At 56.7% G+C, this 18,176-nt stretch carries 18 protein-coding genes; 16 read left to right on the top strand and 2 right to left on the bottom strand.

All coding sequences use genetic code 11. The features are described from left to right. The first annotated feature begins 33 nt into the window (after positions 1-33). From fliD to OS242_RS05755, 4 genes are all read left to right on the top strand, one after another. On the top strand, positions 34-1,476 hold the full coding sequence (gene fliD, locus OS242_RS05770; protein WP_267150704.1) for a flagellar filament capping protein FliD: 1,443 nt from the start codon (positions 34-36) through the stop codon (positions 1,474-1,476). A 28-nt stretch (positions 1,477-1,504) separates the two neighbouring features. Beyond that, complete coding sequence (gene fliS / locus OS242_RS05765; RefSeq protein ID WP_267150703.1) at positions 1,505-1,894, top strand: flagellar export chaperone FliS; 390 nt, start codon at positions 1,505-1,507, stop codon at positions 1,892-1,894. 130 nt (positions 1,895-2,024) lie between these two features. Continuing rightward, positions 2,025-2,270, top strand: a complete 246-nt coding sequence (locus OS242_RS05760; protein WP_267150702.1) for a hypothetical protein — start codon at positions 2,025-2,027, stop codon at positions 2,268-2,270. 132 nt (positions 2,271-2,402) lie between these two features. Further along, positions 2,403-2,747 (top strand): flagellar protein FlaG, encoded by a 345-nt coding sequence (locus OS242_RS05755; RefSeq protein ID WP_267150701.1) that lies wholly within the window; start codon positions 2,403-2,405, stop codon positions 2,745-2,747. A 65-nt stretch (positions 2,748-2,812) separates the two neighbouring features. On the opposite strand, the gene OS242_RS05750 is transcribed toward OS242_RS05755, so the two are convergent. Further along, positions 2,813-3,202, bottom strand: coding sequence for a hypothetical protein (locus OS242_RS05750; protein WP_267150700.1), 390 nt, complete (start codon positions 3,200-3,202; stop codon positions 2,813-2,815). A 23-nt stretch (positions 3,203-3,225) separates the two neighbouring features. Further along, on the bottom strand, positions 3,226-3,519 hold the full coding sequence (locus tag OS242_RS05745) for a hypothetical protein (RefSeq protein WP_267150699.1): 294 nt from the start codon (positions 3,517-3,519) through the stop codon (positions 3,226-3,228). 136 nt (positions 3,520-3,655) lie between these two features. Here OS242_RS05745 and rocF point away from each other — a divergent pair, with 136 nt between their 5' ends. The 12 genes from rocF (at position 3,656) to OS242_RS05685 (ending at position 18,106) form a co-directional block, all read left to right on the top strand. Further along, entirely contained in the window at positions 3,656-4,555 is a 900-nt protein-coding gene (gene rocF, locus OS242_RS05740; RefSeq protein WP_267150698.1) for an arginase, read from the top strand. A gap of 241 nt (positions 4,556-4,796) precedes the next feature. Then, complete coding sequence (locus tag OS242_RS05735) at positions 4,797-5,498, top strand: phosphoadenylyl-sulfate reductase (RefSeq protein WP_267150697.1); 702 nt, start codon at positions 4,797-4,799, stop codon at positions 5,496-5,498. An 86-nt stretch (positions 5,499-5,584) separates the two neighbouring features. Beyond that, positions 5,585-6,355, top strand: a complete 771-nt coding sequence (locus OS242_RS05730) for a sulfite exporter TauE/SafE family protein (RefSeq protein ID WP_267150696.1) — start codon at positions 5,585-5,587, stop codon at positions 6,353-6,355. A gap of 34 nt (positions 6,356-6,389) precedes the next feature. Beyond that, the gene (gene sat / locus OS242_RS05725; RefSeq protein ID WP_267150695.1) at positions 6,390-7,562 is read left to right on the top strand and encodes a sulfate adenylyltransferase; all 1,173 of its coding nucleotides are present in this window, start codon (positions 6,390-6,392) and stop codon (positions 7,560-7,562) included. A 223-nt stretch (positions 7,563-7,785) separates the two neighbouring features. After that, a complete protein-coding gene (locus OS242_RS05720; RefSeq protein WP_267150694.1) occupies positions 7,786-9,042 on the top strand; it encodes an MFS transporter in 1,257 nt (418 codons plus the stop codon). A gap of 172 nt (positions 9,043-9,214) precedes the next feature. Beyond that, positions 9,215-9,781 carry an RNA polymerase sigma factor SigW gene (gene sigW, locus OS242_RS05715; protein ID WP_267150693.1) on the top strand — a complete coding sequence of 189 codons (567 nt, stop codon included), beginning with the start codon at positions 9,215-9,217 and terminating at the stop codon, positions 9,779-9,781. A gap of 12 nt (positions 9,782-9,793) precedes the next feature. After that, positions 9,794-10,402 carry a zf-HC2 domain-containing protein gene (locus OS242_RS05710; RefSeq protein ID WP_267150692.1) on the top strand — a complete coding sequence of 203 codons (609 nt, stop codon included), beginning with the start codon at positions 9,794-9,796 and terminating at the stop codon, positions 10,400-10,402. 161 nt (positions 10,403-10,563) lie between these two features. Next, positions 10,564-11,388, top strand: a complete 825-nt coding sequence (gene cdaA, locus OS242_RS05705; protein ID WP_267150691.1) for a diadenylate cyclase CdaA — start codon at positions 10,564-10,566, stop codon at positions 11,386-11,388. Beyond that, positions 11,388-12,605, top strand: a complete 1,218-nt coding sequence (locus tag OS242_RS05700) for a CdaR family protein (RefSeq protein ID WP_267150690.1) — start codon at positions 11,388-11,390, stop codon at positions 12,603-12,605. The genes cdaA and OS242_RS05700 overlap by 1 nt, the downstream gene beginning before the upstream one ends. Positions 12,606-12,814: 209 nt before the next feature. Beyond that, positions 12,815-14,164: a phosphoglucosamine mutase gene (glmM, locus tag OS242_RS05695; protein WP_267150689.1), complete on the top strand. Its 1,350-nt coding sequence runs from the start codon at positions 12,815-12,817 to the stop codon at positions 14,162-14,164. A gap of 432 nt (positions 14,165-14,596) precedes the next feature. Then, positions 14,597-16,429, top strand: coding sequence for a glutamine--fructose-6-phosphate transaminase (isomerizing) (gene glmS, locus OS242_RS05690; RefSeq protein WP_267150688.1), 1,833 nt, complete (start codon positions 14,597-14,599; stop codon positions 16,427-16,429). A gap of 177 nt (positions 16,430-16,606) precedes the next feature. Next, positions 16,607-18,106 (top strand): thiol-activated cytolysin family protein, encoded by a 1,500-nt coding sequence (locus OS242_RS05685; RefSeq protein ID WP_407702085.1) that lies wholly within the window; start codon positions 16,607-16,609, stop codon positions 18,104-18,106. Positions 18,107-18,176 lie beyond the last annotated feature (70 nt).

The raw sequence follows: 18,176 nt of genomic DNA, 5'->3' as shown, positions 1-18,176 counted from the left end.
TAAAAGAGTCTCGAGTGAGAGGGTGACGTTACAATGCCGATTCGTTTAACGGGCATGGCAACTGGTATGGATACCGAAACAATGATCAAACAGATGATGCAAGCTCATCGCATGCCGATCGACCGCATGAAGCAAAAGCAACAGACTATCACGTGGCAGCGCGATGCATACAGAGAGATGAACACAATGATGGCCCAATTGCGGGACACGATCAGTACATTGCGCTTTGAATCGACGACCAACGCAAAAAAAGTCACCACTGGTACCACCGCCGTTACGGCGACTGCAACGTCCGATACAACCCCTGGAGCGTACGCGCTGACCATCCACCAGATGGCGAGCGCGGCGACGATCACCGGCAACGCGGTATCCAGTACGACCGGTCCGCTCAACACCGCGGGCGACACGGTGTTGACCGTAAACGGTGTCGACATCACGATCACTCAGAACAGCACGGCTAACAATGTGGTCACCGCGCTCAACGCCAAAACCTCGCAAACGGGAGTGAAAGCTTCTTTTGATGCTGTCACTCAGCGGATCACCTTGACCCACAATCAAACGGGATCGACCTCGGCGATTAACATCGCCCACAAGAGCGGGGACGCCTCCCTGCTGACCAACATGAACCTCGGCACCGCTTCGGCAACCGGTCAGCAGGCGATCGTCGACTACAACGGTGTGTCAGGCCTGACATTTGACACCAATTCCTTCAAGATCGAAGGGATAAACTTCACATTGAAACCAACGGCAGGCGCTACTTATCCGATAAACGTCAACGTGGCGGTTTCTGCTGACACCGACAAAGTATTCGACACGATCAAGTCGTTCGTCTCCAAATACAACGAGTTGATCGACAAGGTTCAGAAAAAGACCAGCGAAGCCCGGTACCGGGACTTCCAGCCGCTGACCGATGATCAGCGAAAAGAAATGAAAGAAGACGAGATCAAACAGTGGGAAGAAAAGGCCAAGTCTGGCATGTTGCGTAACGATGCGACTCTCAAGTCTGCCGTCGACAAGATGCGGACCGCACTGATGGAGCCGGTCACCGGACTGCCTGCCGGCTCATTCGACATGCTGTCTGACATCGGGATCTCCACCAGCAAGCCGGGCACTCAACTGGCTTACAAAGACAATGGCAAACTCTATCTCGATGAAAACAAGCTGAGAGAGGCACTGGAGACCAACCCGGAACAAGTGTCCGATCTGCTCACCAAAGGCTATGCGGACCGCCTCTACAAAGAGATCGACACGACGATCACCCGTCTGACCAAGCTGGCCGGCAGCGGCACGACGCTGGCTGACAACAGCAACCTGAGCCTGCAACTTCGTGACCTCGATCGCAACATCTCAGTCAAAACGTCCGGCCTCAAAGCCTATGAAGACAAATACTACAAACAATTCGCGTCCTTAGAAACCGCGATTCAAACCATGAACTCGCAGAGCGCATGGCTTTCGCAACAATTCAGCAGCATGTAGGGCTGGCGAATCGAGAGGGGAAACGAGCATGATCAACAACCCGTACCAGACGTACCACAACACCCAAGCGATGACAGCGTCCCCCGGCGAATTGACCCTCATGCTCTATAACGGTGTGATTCGTTTTCTGAAGCAGACCAAACAAGCGATGGAGCAAGAGAATCTGACGGAGATGCAGACCAACATGCGTCGCAGCCAGGACATCATTCATGAGTTGATGGCCACGTTGAATCCGGACATCGAGATGTCGGCCAATCTGTTCTCCCTCTATGAGTTTATGACCCGCCATCTGCTTAACGCACAGCTGAAAAAAGATCCGGCTCTCGTTCAGGACGTGATCGAGCTGATGGAAGACCTGCGCAACACGTGGAGCGAAGCGATCAAAGCCACGCGCGGCCAAGCGGCAGCGGGGAACTGATATGGATCAAACGGCACCGCGTAGTCAACAAGTCCTGTTTCTTTCGACCTATCGTGAACTGGCACAAAAGTTGGTAGAATGTACACAATCAGACGCAGAATCATTCAATTTTGCAAAAATGGTTGAACTGATGTCTGAACGTGAACGTTTAATTGTAAACTTTGTCCCCAGCCAAGAAGACCGTTTGCCCGATGAAGAGACGGCGACGTTGCTCGCGGAGGTGCAGGCATTGGACGCGCAGGTGATGAGCCGGATGCGCCAGTTGCAAGCCGAGACGCAGAGCAAGTTGCAAGGTGTACAGGAACAAAAGCGCGGCCACAACGCATACAACGCGGCCTACGCTGTTGGTTCTGCCTTTATCGACCGTCGCGAATAGGGCGTCTATCCATTGTGGAAAACCTAGCACTTATCCCCATCCCATGTGTATAACTTTTCGCTTTTCTGTGGATAAATCTCTCTTTGGCTCCGGGACGAGCTGTGCATCTCAAAGAGAAAGGATGATCAAGCCATGCAAATCCTGCGTGAAACCGGGATGACGATGGCTCCGGAAAGCGCTGCGGTTATGATCGGGATGCGGGAGGCTGGTTTTGTGCCCGCTTTCCAAGCGGATCGGGCTGTCCCTTCCTATACGACCGAAAGCGTGGAACAGAGCATCGACAACGTCCAACGCCAACTCAACTTGATGAAAGAGACGAATGTCCACATGGAATACGACAAGGACATCCACCGCGTGCTCGTTAAATACACGAACACTGCGGGAGAAGTCGTGCGTCAGATCCCGACGGAAAAGTTTGTCGAGTTTGAGAAGGCATTTGTCAAAACGCTCGGACTGCTCTTCGATCTGAAGATCTGATTCCGTGCCCCCACACAAAAAAAGACCCGCCACCGGCGGGTCTTTTTCTCTTCCCCAAAAACCATCTACAACGACAGCAAGATCGACACGAGCACCAGCATCGCCGCTGTCACGAGCAGCGTGATGTCGCGTCCTCGCTCGTTCAGGCTGACCTTGTCTTCCTCGTTCATTTTGGCTTTTTCGTGCTCCAGTTCTTGCTTTTCCTCGCGCGTGTGGGGTTGCCGCTCCAGCGGGTTGACATTGGGCAGGTACATCCGACGGCGGAACGAGAACAGGCGGGAGAAGACGGTCACGCCGCCGATCAGCACACACAGGGCGAGCAGGAAAATCGAGTTGGAGATGGCGAGACGCCACGCATCCCATCCGTCCGGTCGATAGCGCAAAAAAACATAGACCAGATCGACGGCGAGCAAGATCAGACCCAATAGGAGGCCGCGGGTGATCCCTTTGATCATGATAAGGACTCCTTCCCGTTTCTCTACAGGTCGTAAATGCTCTCCACTTCGTCGATCTCGAAGCGGATCAGCCGTTCCTTGTTGTGCTCGCGGAACGAGACTTCATAATGCGCAAACGTGCGTTCCTTCAACTGAATATCGGTGATGCTGAAATGCGATTGTAAGGTGGCTGCAAGGTCTGCCTTGGCTGCCAGCGCTTCCTCTTCCGGTGCGATCAGTTCGATCGCCACCATCTGCGTCCACGAGAGCAAGAGCAGCTCGGCGTCCGGGCTGATCTCGACAGTTTCTTGTTGCGGGTCCAGTTGTTGGTCAGACAAAGAAATCCCTCCATGCACATGTCTGATACCTATCTTACCACATTTTTCTGAAGAGTAACCTGTACGCGTCTAGGAGATCGTCGAATATGGTATGATAAAACCAGATTTCATGTTTACATGAAGGGGGATACATACGGTGAAAAAAACGATCAGTGTCATCGGTGTGCCGATGGACCTTGGACAAGGGCGTCGCGGTGTCGACATGGGCCCGAGCGCGATCCGCTATGCGGGTCTCAAAGAGCGTATCCAACGTCTCGGTTACACAGTAAAGGACCAGGGCAACATCAACGTCCCCACAGCCGAGGCGCACGATATCGACAACGACAGCCTCAAATACCTCCCGGAGGTCGTACAGGTCTCGCAAGACCTCTCCCACAAAGTCGCGGAAGTGATCGCCAAAGATCATTTTCCGATCATCCTCGGCGGCGACCACTCGATTGCGATCGGTTCGATCGCGGGACTCGCGACCCACCACAAAAATCTCGGCGTGATCTGGTTTGACGCGCACGCCGATTTCAACACCTCCGAGACTTCGCCGTCCGGCAACATCCACGGCATGCCGCTGTCCTGCACGGTCGGCATCGGTCACGAGGATCTGACCCACATCAACGGCTACGCGAAAAAGGTCAAAAACGAGCACGTCGTCATCGTCGGCGCCCGCTCCGTCGACCCGGAAGAGCGTGAACTGCTCAAACAGCACGGCATCACCTGCTTCACGATGCACGAGATCGACAAGATGGGCATCGCGAAAGTCATGGAAGAGGCGATCCGCATCGCGGGCGAGGGCACCGACGGCATCCATCTCTCGCTCGACCTCGACTCCATCGACCCGGACATGTGCCCGGGCGTCGGCACGCCGGTCCTCGGCGGCGTCACCTACCGCGAAGGCCACCTCGCGATGGAGATGCTCTACCAGTCGGGCAAAGTGGTCTCCTGCGACCTCGTCGAGGTCAACCCGATCCTCGACGAAGGCAACAAGACCGCCCGCACCGCCGTCGATCTGGTCTGCTCGCTGCTCGGCGAATCGGTGATGTAATCGCCATCTGTTTTCAAAGCTCCCGTATTGGGAGCTTTTTTTTGATTTAAAACCAAGTATTCTAATGGGTATTGACGGAATGAGCTGGCAGGTTTATACTGCAGGAAATAGGCGGATGACCTCATCTGGTCACCCTTGTCGTACCTCGTGTATATCCTAGGTACTGGGTTAGGCGAGCGCCGCGAATAAGAAATTCTTATCACGAGAATCAGAAAATCTTATGGTAGAGGGAGTGTGGCTCATGAGCACGAACACGTTGCGGCTCACCGCAGAAGAAGTCAACAAATTGAATGAGGAATATCTCGGCAAATCCCCGCAGGAGATCCTGCGACTCGCCTTTGATACATTTGGAAACATCGCCTTCGCCTGCTCCTTTGGCGCAGAAGACGTCGCGTTGGTCGATATGATCGTCAAGATCAAGCCGGACGCAAAGATCTTCTATCTCGATACTGATGTGTTGTTTGACGAGACCTATCTCGTGCGCGACCAGATCCTTGCCAAATACAGCGCCAACCTGATCAAGTACTCGCCGTTGCTCACCTTGGAAGAGCAAGCCGAGCAGCACGGTGACAACCTGTGGGCGACCGATGCCAACGCCTGCTGCAACATTCGCAAAGTGGAGCCGCTGACTCGTGCGCTGAGCACGCTGGACGCGTGGATCACCGGTATCCGCCGTGAACAGGCTCCGACCCGTGCGAACGCAGGCGTGATCGAAGTCGACCAAAAATTCAATCTCATCAAGTTTAATCCGATCGCCTTGTGGAGCGACAAGGACGTTTGGAACTACATGGCAGACAACGAAGTGCCGTACAACAAACTGCATGACCAAGGCTATCCGTCCATCGGCTGCATCCACTGCACGCGGGCGGTAAAACCGGGTGAAGACCCCCGTGCCGGCCGGTGGGCGGATCAGTCCAAGACGGAGTGCGGCCTGCACAAATAAGCGGCGCCCGCAAGCCGTCGCACAGAACGCCCCTGTCATGACCCTGGCATCTCTGTTTGTTCTGCGCGAAGGAGGGCGAACAATCAATGAGTTGGGAAATCTCGCTTGGAGGCTTTGTCGTCGGGTTATTGATCGGTCTGACGGGGATGGGCGGCGGCTTGGTGATGACGCCGATGATGATCTTCCTCTTTGGCGTCAATCCGACGGTCGCAGTGGGCACCGACCTGCTGTATGCCTCCGTGACGAAACTGTTTGGCGGCTGGCAGCACTGGCGGCAAAAGACGGTCGACTGGCCGGTGGTGAGGATGCTCTCCGTCGGCAGCGTGCCGGGCGCTTTGGCCGGTGCCTTCACGATCATGTTCTTGCAAGGCAACTACGCCGCCGAGGTGGAGGGCATCGTCGGCAAGATGCTCGGGTTTACCTACTTGGTCATCGCGCTGGTGATGATCTGGCGGATGTTCAACAAACCTCGCGTGCGCAGCGCCGAAGAAGGGCCGCCGGTGCCGGATCGGCGGAAGATGATGTTCTTGGGGCTCTTTGGCGGGTTTATCGTCGGCCTGACCTCGGTCGGCTCCGGCACGCTGTTCATGGCGATGCTGGTCATCATCTATCCGATCGCCGTGGCGAGGCTGGTCGGCACCGACATCGTGCAGGCGGTACTGGTGACGGGTGTGGCCGGGATCGCGCACTTTGCGATCGGCAACGTCAACCTGCCGATGGTCGGGATGCTGTTGATCGGCTCGATTCCCGGTATCCTGATCGGTTCGCGGATGACGGTGAAAGTGCCGGCCGTCGCGGTGCAGACGTGTCTGTTTCTGATGATTTTCTTGTCCGGGTTCAAGATGTTGCTCAAATAAAGGGTGGCGGAACTAAAGCTGGGAGGTCTTTGCTGTGAAAGGTTTGATTGCGCCGCATGGCGGTACCTTGATCGACCGTGTGCTGACAGGAGCAGAACGGGAAGAACAACGACAGATAGCAAAAACGCTGAAACAGGTCCCTTTGGACTCCTTTGCACTCTCCGATTTGGAACTGATCGCTGTGGGCGCATTTTCGCCGCTCACGGGGTTTTTGGGGGCAGCCGACTATGTGAGCGTGCTGGAGAACATGCGCCTCGCAGACGGCACCGTATGGAGCCTGCCAATCACCCTGCCGGTTGAGAAAGCCCTCGCCGAGCAGATCCAAGTCGGAGAGACGGTCGCGCTGGTCGGCGAAGACGGCGTGATCTACGGAACGTTGCAAGTCAGTGAACAATATCAAGTCGACAAAGTGCGGGAGGCAGAACTTGTCTATCGCACGACAGAGGATGCGCATCCGGGCGTGGCGAAATTGTATCAAAGACCGGATGTCTATCTCGCAGGCGACATCTGGTTGCTGGAACGCCAGAGCGACCGAGACTTTGCCGAGTTTCGCTTTGACCCGAGAGAAACGCGCGAGCTGTTCGCGGAAAAAGGCTGGAACACCGTCGTCGGATTCCAGACCCGCAACCCGGTGCACCGCGCGCATGAATACATTCAAAAAAGCGCCTTGGAGATCGTCGACGGCCTGTTCCTGAACCCGCTCGTCGGCGAGACCAAATCGGACGACATCCCGGCCGATGTGCGCATGGAGAGCTACGAAGTGCTACTCCGGCACTACTACCCGGAGGATCGCGTCCAACTCGGCGTGTTTCCGGCGGCGATGCGCTATGCGGGTCCTCGCGAGGCGGTGTTCCACGCGATGGTGCGCAAAAACTTCGGCTGCACGCACTTTATCGTCGGCCGTGACCACGCCGGGGTCGGCGATTATTACGGCACGTACGACGCGCAGCTGATCTTCCGCCACTTCACGGCGGAGGAACTCGGCATCCAGCCTCTGTTCTTCGAACACAGCTTCTATTGCACGAAATGCCAAGCGATGGCCTCGACCAAGACGTGCCCGCACGGCAAAGAAGACCACCTGACTCTCTCCGGGACCAAGGTGCGCGCCAAACTTCGCGCCGGAGAATCCTTGCCGGTCGAGTTTACGCGTCCGGAGGTCGCGGAGGTGCTGATCCGCGGTATGCAGGGAAAAGTGCACGCCAACTAAACAAATAAAAACACATTTTTGCTCTTGTAACGGATTTTTGTAAGTTAAATTCGTCACAAGAGCTTGTTTTTTTTGCCCGAGTAGCATACATTTAATATTAGACTTATGAATCATCCTCCCAGAAAATCGATCCAGCAGTTGACGGACTCGATCATAATTTGCATGATATCTGAATATTCCAGTTATAACCTGATCATCATGGAGGAAAGGAGGGGAAAGAGAAGTGAACAAGTTTAAAGCGTTTTGGTTCGCACGGACCTTGTCTTATTACGGGGACTACATTTTTAGTATTACATTGGTCTGGTTTGCCTTGGTACAAGGGGGCGCTTGGGGCGTGGCGGGAGCGGTGTCCTTGTCGATCATCGCGCGCGCGGTCGGCTCGTTTATCTTGGCGCCGTGGGTCAATTATATTGGAAGCCGCAAGATGATCGTGTGGAGCGACCTGGTACGCGGCGGATTGATGGTGTTGTTTTGGTTCGTGGCGATGGGCGAGGGAAGCAACTTGACCTACGTCACGCTGTTGCTGACGGCAGGGAACTCTTTCTTGGCGGGCGGTTTTGAAGCTGCGATGCAATCGTACATTCCGACGATCTCGGAGCAGCTTCGCAAAGCAAATGCGGATCTGGCTTCCGGGCGCAGCATCACGCAGTTGGTCGGATTTTTGACCGGCGGGGCGTTGATGCAGTGGTTCTTCGGAGCTGGATTTATGGTCAACGCGGTGACCTTTATCATCGCGGGCATCGTCTCTTTCTTTATCGGGGGAGGGGCACCGACTCTGTCGGCGAAAGGGGATCAGCGCAGTGTCAAAGAGGTGTTCTCGCGCTTCAGCGAGAACTGGCAGGCGGCTCGCAAAGCGATCACCGACTCGTCAACGCTCCGTTTGGTGTTCTGGACGTCGCTGACGATCAACACGTTCCTCGTGCCGATGCTGGTGATGATGGCACCGCTGGTGCGCGATGTGATCGGGGGCGGCTCGTTCCTGCTCTCCGTCGTGAACAGCGCGACGGTCGTCGGAGGTCTTGGCGGTGCGATGCTGATGCGCCGCTTGGATCTGAAATGGCGGGACAGTCATGTGTTGATCGTCGGCGCGCTCTTGTGCGGTGCGGTGGGGATCTTGGCTTCGTTCAGCCACTGGTGGCTGATGTTGATCTTGGTGATGGCGGTGTTCGGCCTCGGCCAGGTGGTGTACAACATCTCGGAATCGACGATCATTCAGCAGTCGGAACCGCATTTGCGCTCCTCGATTTACGCAGTCGTGCAGATGGTCTCGGTGATCTGCTACCCGCTGGCGACATTCGCCGCGGCCCAGCTCGAATCGATGATCTCACTGCGTGCCCCGTTTGCGATCGGCGGCTCGATCGTGCTGGTGATGACCGCGCTGTTTGCCTGGCGTTGGCTGAAGGAGCAGCGGGCGCTCGAGAAACTGGCCAACGCGGCAGCCCAGGCGACCACTCCGTCGGAAACCACACAGCAGGCATAATGGGACTGTATGTATATGTATTCGAAAAGATTCCTGTCTTTACGGGGATCTTTTTTTTTCTGACCGATCGGCAGGTATTTTTTAGGAAGAGGGGAAAATCAAAAAGGAGTGAAACTTTTTCGAGTCCGGTGCGTATCCCCTTGTAGCCGGAGTCAAACGTCGGAGGCTGCTCATGGAACTGTTGGAACATCGAATCGTCAAACGGGCCCAAAAAGGTGACCGGCTGGCGTTTGGTGAGTTGGTGGAGATCTACAAAGACAAATTGTACAATCTGGGCTATCGAATGCTCGGCAACCCGCAGGAAGCGGAAGACGTGGCGCAAGAGGCGTTTTTGCGCGCGTATGCGAACCTGAACAAATACAACGCGAATCACAAATTTTCCACTTGGATCTACCGCATCGCGACGAACCTTTGTATCGACCGGATGCGCAAGAAAAAGGCGGACTACTCGCTCGACGCGGAGACAGGCGGCGTCGAGGGAGGCGACATGTATTCGCGGTTGGCCTCACCGGGCCGCACCCCGGAGGAGGATGCGGTTCGCAACGAGACGCATCGCGAGGTGCAGACGGCGATTGAAAATCTGCCGGACAACTACCGCGCGGCTGTGATTCTCAAGTATATGCATGATCTGTCGCTGCAGGAGATCGCCGACATTTTAGAGGTGCCGGTCTCGACCGTCAAGACGCGGATTCATCGCGGTCGGGAAGCCCTGCGCGCCGGCCTCAAGGCGACTCAATAGGAGGTGTGGGACGTGAGCTGCACGGAACATTATGAAGAACTGATGCATCGGTATCTGGACGAAGAGATGGATGCGGCAGAGCGCGAGCGATTTGAAGCGCACATGGCCTCGTGTCCCCCGTGCTTGACGCACTTCCAACTCCTCGGCAGCGCGATTCAAGACGCGGTGCAGGCGGAGTGGCTGAAAGCGCCGCCCGGCTTTACCGAAAATGTACTTGCCAAACTGGACAAAGAACATCCGCCGCGCGGCAACTGGCGACCGCAGTTTATGAAATACAGCGGCATCGCGGCGGCGGCGGTGCTGGTCTTCGGTCTTGGCTTCTCGCTGGCGACGCCGGACGAATTTGCCCTGACGGCAGACAACTCGCAAGGGTTGATCGTCGAAAACGGCAAGGTGATCGTCCCGGAGGGAAGCGAATACCAAGGCGACCTCGTCATCCAAAACGGCGATGTCGAAGTGCGCGGCCGAGTCAACGGCTCCGTCACCGCGGTCGGCGGTCACATCTATCGTTCCGCCACGGCCGACATCTCCGGCGAGACGGTCGTCGTTGACGAAGCGCTGGAGCGGATGATGTTTTACGTCAAGCGGGCCTGGCACGAGATCTCAAAGAACGGGCAGTAACCGATACCCCCTCTTTTCCGTCTCTTGGAAAAGAGGGGTTTTTTTATAAAAATCAAAAAGGAGAACAGGGAGTCCTAGCGAAATCATAAGAATACGGCAAGAACGGAAATAGTAAGCATGGTACAGAAGCTGTGACAGTGGAAAGGCAGTAGGTGGCCGATTTGCAAACATTCGAGAAGATTTTTGGCACGTTTAATCTGTTTGATGCGCTCGATATCATCATCGTCGCTTTTGTGATATACCGCGTGATTATGCTGATTCGCGGCACCCGGGCGGTGCAGTTGCTCCAAGGCGTCGTCGTCATCCTGATCGGCACCGGGCTCTCCCACGCGTTAGATCTGGCAGCGCTTTCGTGGCTGCTCGACAAGACGCTGACGATCGGACTGTTCGCGATTCCGGTCGTCTTTCAGCCGGAACTGCGGCGTGCGCTGGAACAACTCGGGCGGGGACGCTTCTTTGCCCGGAGCACGACGGTGTTTGACGAGGAGGACATCCCGCGCACAATCGGCGAATTGACCAAAGCGACACAAGTGCTGTCAAAAAACAAGATCGGCGCGCTGATCATCATCGAGCGCGACACCGGTCTTGGCGATTATACGGAGACGGGCATCGCCATCGGGGCGATCGTCTCGTCCGAACTTTTGATCAACATCTTCATCCCGAACACCCCGCTCCACGACGGAGCGGTGATGATCCAGGCCAATCGCATCGTCGCCGCATCGGCGTTTCTGCCCTTGACCGACAATCCGGAGCTGAGCAAAGAACTGGGCACCCGGCACCGGGCGGCCATCGGCGTCTCCGAACTGTCCGACTCGGTCGCCGTCGTCGTCTCCGAGGAGACCGGAACGATCTCCATCGCCCTCGACGGCACGATCACCCGCAACCTCGATGAGCAGACGTTCCGCGAGATGCTGTCCAAGCTCCTGATCAAAAACAAAGAGCGCGGCTTCACGCTGTTCGGGCGAAAGGCGGGTGGATCGGAATGATGGACCGCCTGCTGCAAAACAACACGATTCTGAAGATCGTCGCCGCCCTGCTCGCCCTCCTGCTTTGGATGACGGTGCACAGCGGCCAAGAGACCAACACGGCGGGCAACGGCAGCGCGGGTTTTGCCGGGAGCACGCAGTCGTTGAACGACAAAGCGGTGACGGTGCTCTACGACGAAAGGCTCTACTCGCTGGTCGGCGAGCCCAAGGTCAACCTCACCCTGCAGGGACCGGCGCTCGACGTGTTGCGCGCCGTGGCGACGGGCGGCTCCATCGAAGTGATGGCCGATGCCCGCCGCCTTGGCGAAGGCACGCACGAGGTCGAGGTGTTCACGCGGGGCACGCCGCCCGGTGTGGAGATCACCAGAACCACCGTCGCCATTACACTGGAGAAGAACGCCAACAAAGAGATGGCGATCACGCTCGTCACCGAAGGCAAACCCAAAGAAGGTCTGAACGTGGGCGATGCGGTCGTCAACCCGAAGGCGGTCGTCATCTCCGGCCCCCAATCGGCGGTGAACGACGTCGTCCGCGTCGTCGCCACCATCGACGTCGACGAAGCGCAGGAGAACCTCCAGACCAGCGCGCCCTTGATCGCTTTGAATCAGGCGGGCAAGCAGGTCGAGGGCGTTCACCTGAGCCAAGAGCGCGCCGAAGTCAACGTACCGATCACCCGCCCTTCCAAATCGGTGCCGTTGCAGCTCCAGTTCAAAGGCGACCTCGCACCGGGCTATGCGGTAGAATCGATCAACCAGACCGGCTCCGTCACCGTGTTCGGCTCGGCAGCGGCTCTCTCGTCGCTCAGCGCCTACCCGGTGCCGGTGATCGATCTGACCGGACTGAGCCAAAACACCCGCCTGCCGCTCAAACTGGCCAACATCGAAGGTGTGACCGGCGTCGAGCCGCAAGAGGTCGAGGTGGAGATCAAAGTCGTGGCGGCCTCCGAGCGCACCTTTGCCGGCGTGCCGGTCAAAGTGACAGGACTGAGTGAAGGCCAGAGCTACACCGTCCTCGACTCGAGCGACACCGTCTCGGTCACCGTCGCCGGAGCCCCGTCACTGGTGGAAAAACTGACTGCGCAGGACCTCCATGCCTACGTGGACGTCACCAATCAGCCGGCGGGACGGCATCAGATGCGGGTGCAGGTCAACGCGCCCAACTTTATCAAAGTGCTGACGGTGGAACCTGCGACCGTCACCTTGGAACTGAAAAAATAACAAGCTGGAAGATAAAGTGTTGAAAAAGAAAGCTCCGGGTGCCTGCTCGGAGCTTTTTTACAGATGGAGTAACCTTTTGCCCTCCGCGCACGTCTAATAATTGGGAAAGAGAGAGTCGCTATTGTGCTCTGTACGCGGATGTGTGACAATGAACTGGATGTAAAAGGTTCGACCTCTCATATTCTGAAAGAGAAGGAGAATATTGCTCTGTGGCTCGTTATTTCGGAACTGACGGTGTTCGCGGTGTTGCCAACCTCGAACTGACACCTGAATTGGCATTTAAACTGGGGCGTGCCGGCGCGTACGTCCTGACCAAAGGAACCTCCGGCCGCGCACAGATCGCAGTCGGCAAAGACACCCGCATCTCCGGCGACATGCTGGAAGCGGCATTGATCGCCGGCATCACCTCGATCGGCGTGGACGTGTTGCGCCTTGGCGTCATCCCGACCCCCGGCGTGGCGTACCTCACCCGCGAGTTGAAAGCGGACGCAGGCGTGATGATCTCCGCCTCGCACAACCCGGTGCCCGATAACGGCATCAAATTCTTCGGCGGCGACGGCTACAAACTGACCGACGCGCAAGAAGCAGAGTTTGAAGCGCTGCTCGACGCGGCGTCCGACGAACTCCCGCGTCCGACCGGCAACGACGTCGGCCGCGTGCTCGACCAACTGGACGCAGGGGCGATGTTCACCGCGTTCCAACAGTCGACGATCAAAAACCGTTTTGACGGCGTCAAGGTCGTTCTCGACTGCGGCAACGGCGCTGCGTCCTACATCGCGGCCGACGTGTTCCGCTCCCTCGGTGCGGAGGTCGTCTCGATCTTTGCCGAGCCGACCGGCACCAACATCAACGTCGATTGCGGCTCCACCCACCCGGAAAACGTGCAGGAGGCGGTCTTGGCGCACGGTGCGGCGATCGGCCTGTCTTTTGACGGTGATGCGGATCGCCTGATCGCAGTCGATGAAAAAGGCAACATCGTCGACGGCGACTACATCATGGCGATCCTCGGCGTGGCTTTGAAAGCACGCGGCGAACTGGCCGGAAACACGGTCGTCGCCACCGTCATGTCGAACATCGGTTTCCTCAAAGCGATGCGCGAACAGGACATCCACGTGATCAAAGCGGCGGTCGGCGACCGCTACGTGATGGAAGCGATGAAAGAGGGCGGCTACCTGCTCGGCGGCGAGCAATCCGGCCACATCATCATGCTCCAGCACAACACCACGGGCGACGGTCTCTTGACAGCCCTGCAACTCACGGATATTATGGTAGAATCTCAGAAGTCGCTGTCTGCACTGGCTTCTGTGATGCAAAGCTTCCCGCAGGTCCTCGTCAACGTACGCGTGGCGACAAAGGACGGCTGGAAGGAAAACGAGCGCATCCAGGCGGCGATCACGCGCGTCGAGGAGCTGCTCGGAGCGGACGGCCGCGTGCTGGTGCGCCCATCGGGCACCGAACCGCTGATCCGCGTCATGGCAGAAGGCCCGGAGGAAGAATCCCTGCGACGCTATGTGGGTGAGATCGCGGACGTCGTCCGCGAAGAGCAAGGCCAGCAGTAACATCACGTGCATACAGGCGGGAACCCGGCGGGCGTTCTCACAAGGTCGTTCGCCGGATTCCGCTTTTTTCAAACTTGCATAGTATACCTTTGCAGGAGGTGATGCTACAAAAGGGGACAGCTCGTACGTATTCTGTAATGTGAGTCTTTTCAAAAGCGCCTGAACTGTTGTGCCTGAGCGGAGATCTACCGCACAGCAGTTGACGAGGTGGAGGAGTATCGAAACATCGGCGGATGCCTCCCGGTGCGAGCCACAACGACAGGACGTTTCCCGAAATCCGACAGGTGACTGGCGGGACAAAGGGACGCCATGGCTCCGAGTAAACAAACGCCCGTGCTCGTCAAAAACGGGACAGGATCGGCAACAGGTACCTTGCGCCCCGATGGCGCAGGTCTATTTCCCCGTTGCCTCATTTGAGGAGGAACTGTAAACATGTGTGGAATCGTTGGATATATCGGCAACAAACAAGCGCAGGACGTCCTGCTGCACGGCATGTCGAAGTTGGAATACCGTGGCTATGACTCTTCGGGTATCGCAGTCTTCAACGACGGCGACGTCACCATCAAGAAAACGGTCGGCCGTCTGGCCAATCTGGCCGAGCTCGTCGACGGCCCGGATCGCATCACCGGCTCGCAAGGCATCGGTCATACCCGTTGGGCGACCCACGGCCGTCCGTCTGATGAAAACGCGCATCCGCACCAAGACCAGACCGGCAACTTCACCATCGTGCACAACGGCATCATCGAGAACTACATCCCGATTCGTGAAGAGCTGATTGCAAAAGGCCACGTCTTCCTGTCTGAGACCGACTCCGAAGTCGTCGCTCACCTGCTGGAAGAGCTCTGGACCGGCGACCTGTTCGAAACCGTTCTGCTCGTCAACAAGCGACTGCACGGCGCTTATGCGCTGGGCATCATGAGCAAATACGAGCCGGGCAAACTGATCGCCGTGCGCAAACAGTCCCCGCTGATCATCGGCCTTGGCCAAGACGAAAACTTCATCGCGTCGGACATCCCGGCGATTCTTGAATACACCCGCAACGTCTACATCCTCGAAGACGGCGAGATGGCGGTCCTGACCCAAGACTCGGTCAAAACGTTCGACCTCGCAGGCAACCCGACTGAAAAGAACGTCTACGAAGTCACCTGGAGCGCATCGGCTGCTGAAAAAGGCGGCTACGAGCACTTCATGCTCAAAGAGATCCACGAGCAGCCGAAAGCGATCCGCGACACCCTGACCGGCCGCATCTCCGAAGACGGCCAGCGCGTCGTGTTCGACGAGATCCAATGGCCGGAGAACTTCGCGCAAAACATCGACCGCATCCACATCGTCGCATGCGGCACCTCGTGGCATGCCGGCATGGTCGGCGCGGCTGCACTGGAAAAGCTGACCCGCATCCCGGTCTCCTGCGAGATCGCGTCCGAGTACCGCTATCGTGATCCGATCATCACCGAAAACACGCTGATGATCATCATCACCCAGTCAGGCGAGACGGCCGACACCCTGGCAGCTCTGCGCGAAGCAAAAGCTCGCGGCACCCGCGTCGTCGCGATCACCAACGTCGTCGGCTCCTCCGCAGCTCGTGAAGCGGACGATGTCGTGTTCACCTGGGCAGGCCCGGAGATCTCCGTCGCTTCGACCAAGGCGTACACCACGCAGCTGATCTCCCTCTACCTGTTCGCAGGCTGGCTGGCTGAGCAGCGCGGCTCCGTGGGCGCCACCCAAGTCCCGGAGATCCTCGCCGCCCTGCGCGAACTGCCGGAACTGGCGGAAAAAGCGCTCGGCACCTCCGACGAGGTCAAAGCATTCGCCAACGAATGGGCATCCAAAGAGCATGCCTTCTTCATTGGCCGCGGCCTCGACTACGCGGTCTCGCTGGAAGGCTCGCTGAAGCTCAAAGAGATCTCCTACATGCACGCAGAAGCGTACGCAGCAGGCGAACTCAAACACGGCACCCTCGCCCTGATCGTCGAGGACGTCCCGGTCGTCGCACTGGTCACCCAAGATGACCTGTACGACAAGACCCTCTCCAACATCATCGAAGTCAAAACCCGCGACGCGTACGTGCTCGGCATCGCATGGGAAGACGACAAAGAGATCGCCAAGTCGGTCGACCGCGTGATTCGCATCCCGCGCACCCTGCCGTTCCTGGCACCGGTGCTGGCTGTGATCCCGCTGCAGTTGCTCGCATACTACGCGTCGACGGCACGCGGCAACGACGTGGATAACCCGCGCAACCTGGCGAAGTCGGTTACGGTGGAGTAATAAAATAGCATGTAAAAAGACTGCTTGTCATGGCGATCATGGCAAGCAGTCTTTTTTGTTCCCACGAGCGATGCGGCGATGAGGTCAGTCTTTATTCTTACTTGACTACTAGGACTAATTTACCTTGTTTTCTACGAGATCGAGTGATAGAATTTCGTAAAAAAGGAGGGTGTAATTTTGAACTACACTAAACAAAGTAAACTATCTAAACTGTTAGTATCCTTATCTCTCTCGTTGTCCCTCGCTACATATTCAGGAGTGACCTTCGCGGAAACCCCTGCAAGCAGCATTGACGCGGGCATCGGCAGTCTGAACTACGACAGCCGGGAGATCTTGGCCGTACGCGGTGACACCATCGAAAGCTTCGTACCCAGAGAAGGCATCACCTCGAGCGATAAGTTCATCGTGGTGGAACGCAACAAAAGATCGCTCACTACTTCGCCGGTGGACATCTCCATCATCGACTCGATGGCCAATCGCACCTATCCGGGTGCGGTGCAACTGGCAAACCGTGCGTTTGCCGACAACCAGCCCAGCCTGTTGGTGGCGCAAAGAAAGCCGCTCAACATCAGCATCGATCTGCCGGGCATGAAAAGTGAAAACACGGTGACCGTCCAAAATCCCACGTACGGCAACGTGTCGGGCGCCATCGATGGGTTGGTGTCGACTTGGAATGAAAAGTATTCCGCCACTCATACGTTGCCGGCAAGAATCCAGTACGCGGAGTCGATGGTGCACAGCCAACATCAGATCGCCAGCGCTCTGAATGTGAACGCGAAAGTACTGGACGGTGAGTTGGGCATCGACTTCAACGCGATCGCCAGCGGCGAGAAAAAAGCGATGATCGCGGCCTACAAGCAGATCTTCTATACCGTCAGTGCAGAACTGCCGAACAATCCTTCCGACCTCTTTGGCGAGAGTGTGACGTATGAAGAGCTCACTCGCAAAGGGGTCAGCCAAGCGGCCCCGCCTGTCATGGTATCCAACGTGGCGTATGGCCGAACGATCTATGTGAAATTGGAAACGACCTCGAAGAGCAAAGATGTACAAGCCGCATTTAAAGCGTTGCTCAAAGGTGTCGATGTGGGAGCAAGCGGACAATACAAAGACATCCTTGAGGAAAGCACCTTTACAGCCGTTGTACTGGGCGGCGATTCGCAAGAGCATAACAAAATCGTCACCAAAGACTTCAACGAAATCAGAGAGATCATCAAAAACAACGCAGCACTGAGCCTCAAAAATCCGGCCTATCCGATCTCGTACACCAGTGTGTTTCTGAAAGACAACGCCATCGCAGCCGTTCACAACAACACGGATTATATCGAGACCACCACGACCGAATACTCGAAAGGCAAGATCACCTTGGATCATTACGGCGCCTATGTGGCTCAATTTGCAGTGTCCTGGGATGAGGTCGCCTATGACGCCATAGGCAAAGAAGTGTTGACCCATAAAAACTGGGAAGGCAACAACAGAAACAAGACGGCTCATTACTCGACCGTCATTCCTCTGCCGCCCAATGCAAGAAATATCAATATCTTCGCGAAAGAATGCACAGGCCTTGCCTGGGAGTGGTGGAGAACCATTCTGAATGAGCGCAACCTGCCGTTGTCGAACGAAATTCAAGTTACGATCGGCGGCACCACGTTGTATCCGTACGCAAAGATCAAGCGCTAGTTCTTCCTGCCTGTCATGAGATCATCATGGCGGGCAGTTTTTTTGTGCACACCGCAGCAGAAGGAAGAAG

The organism is Tumebacillus lacus (genome assembly GCF_026410385.1).
GTDB lineage: Bacteria > Bacillota > Bacilli > Tumebacillales > Tumebacillaceae > Tumebacillus > Tumebacillus lacus.
This window is presented reverse-complemented; position numbering and strand designations above follow the sequence as displayed.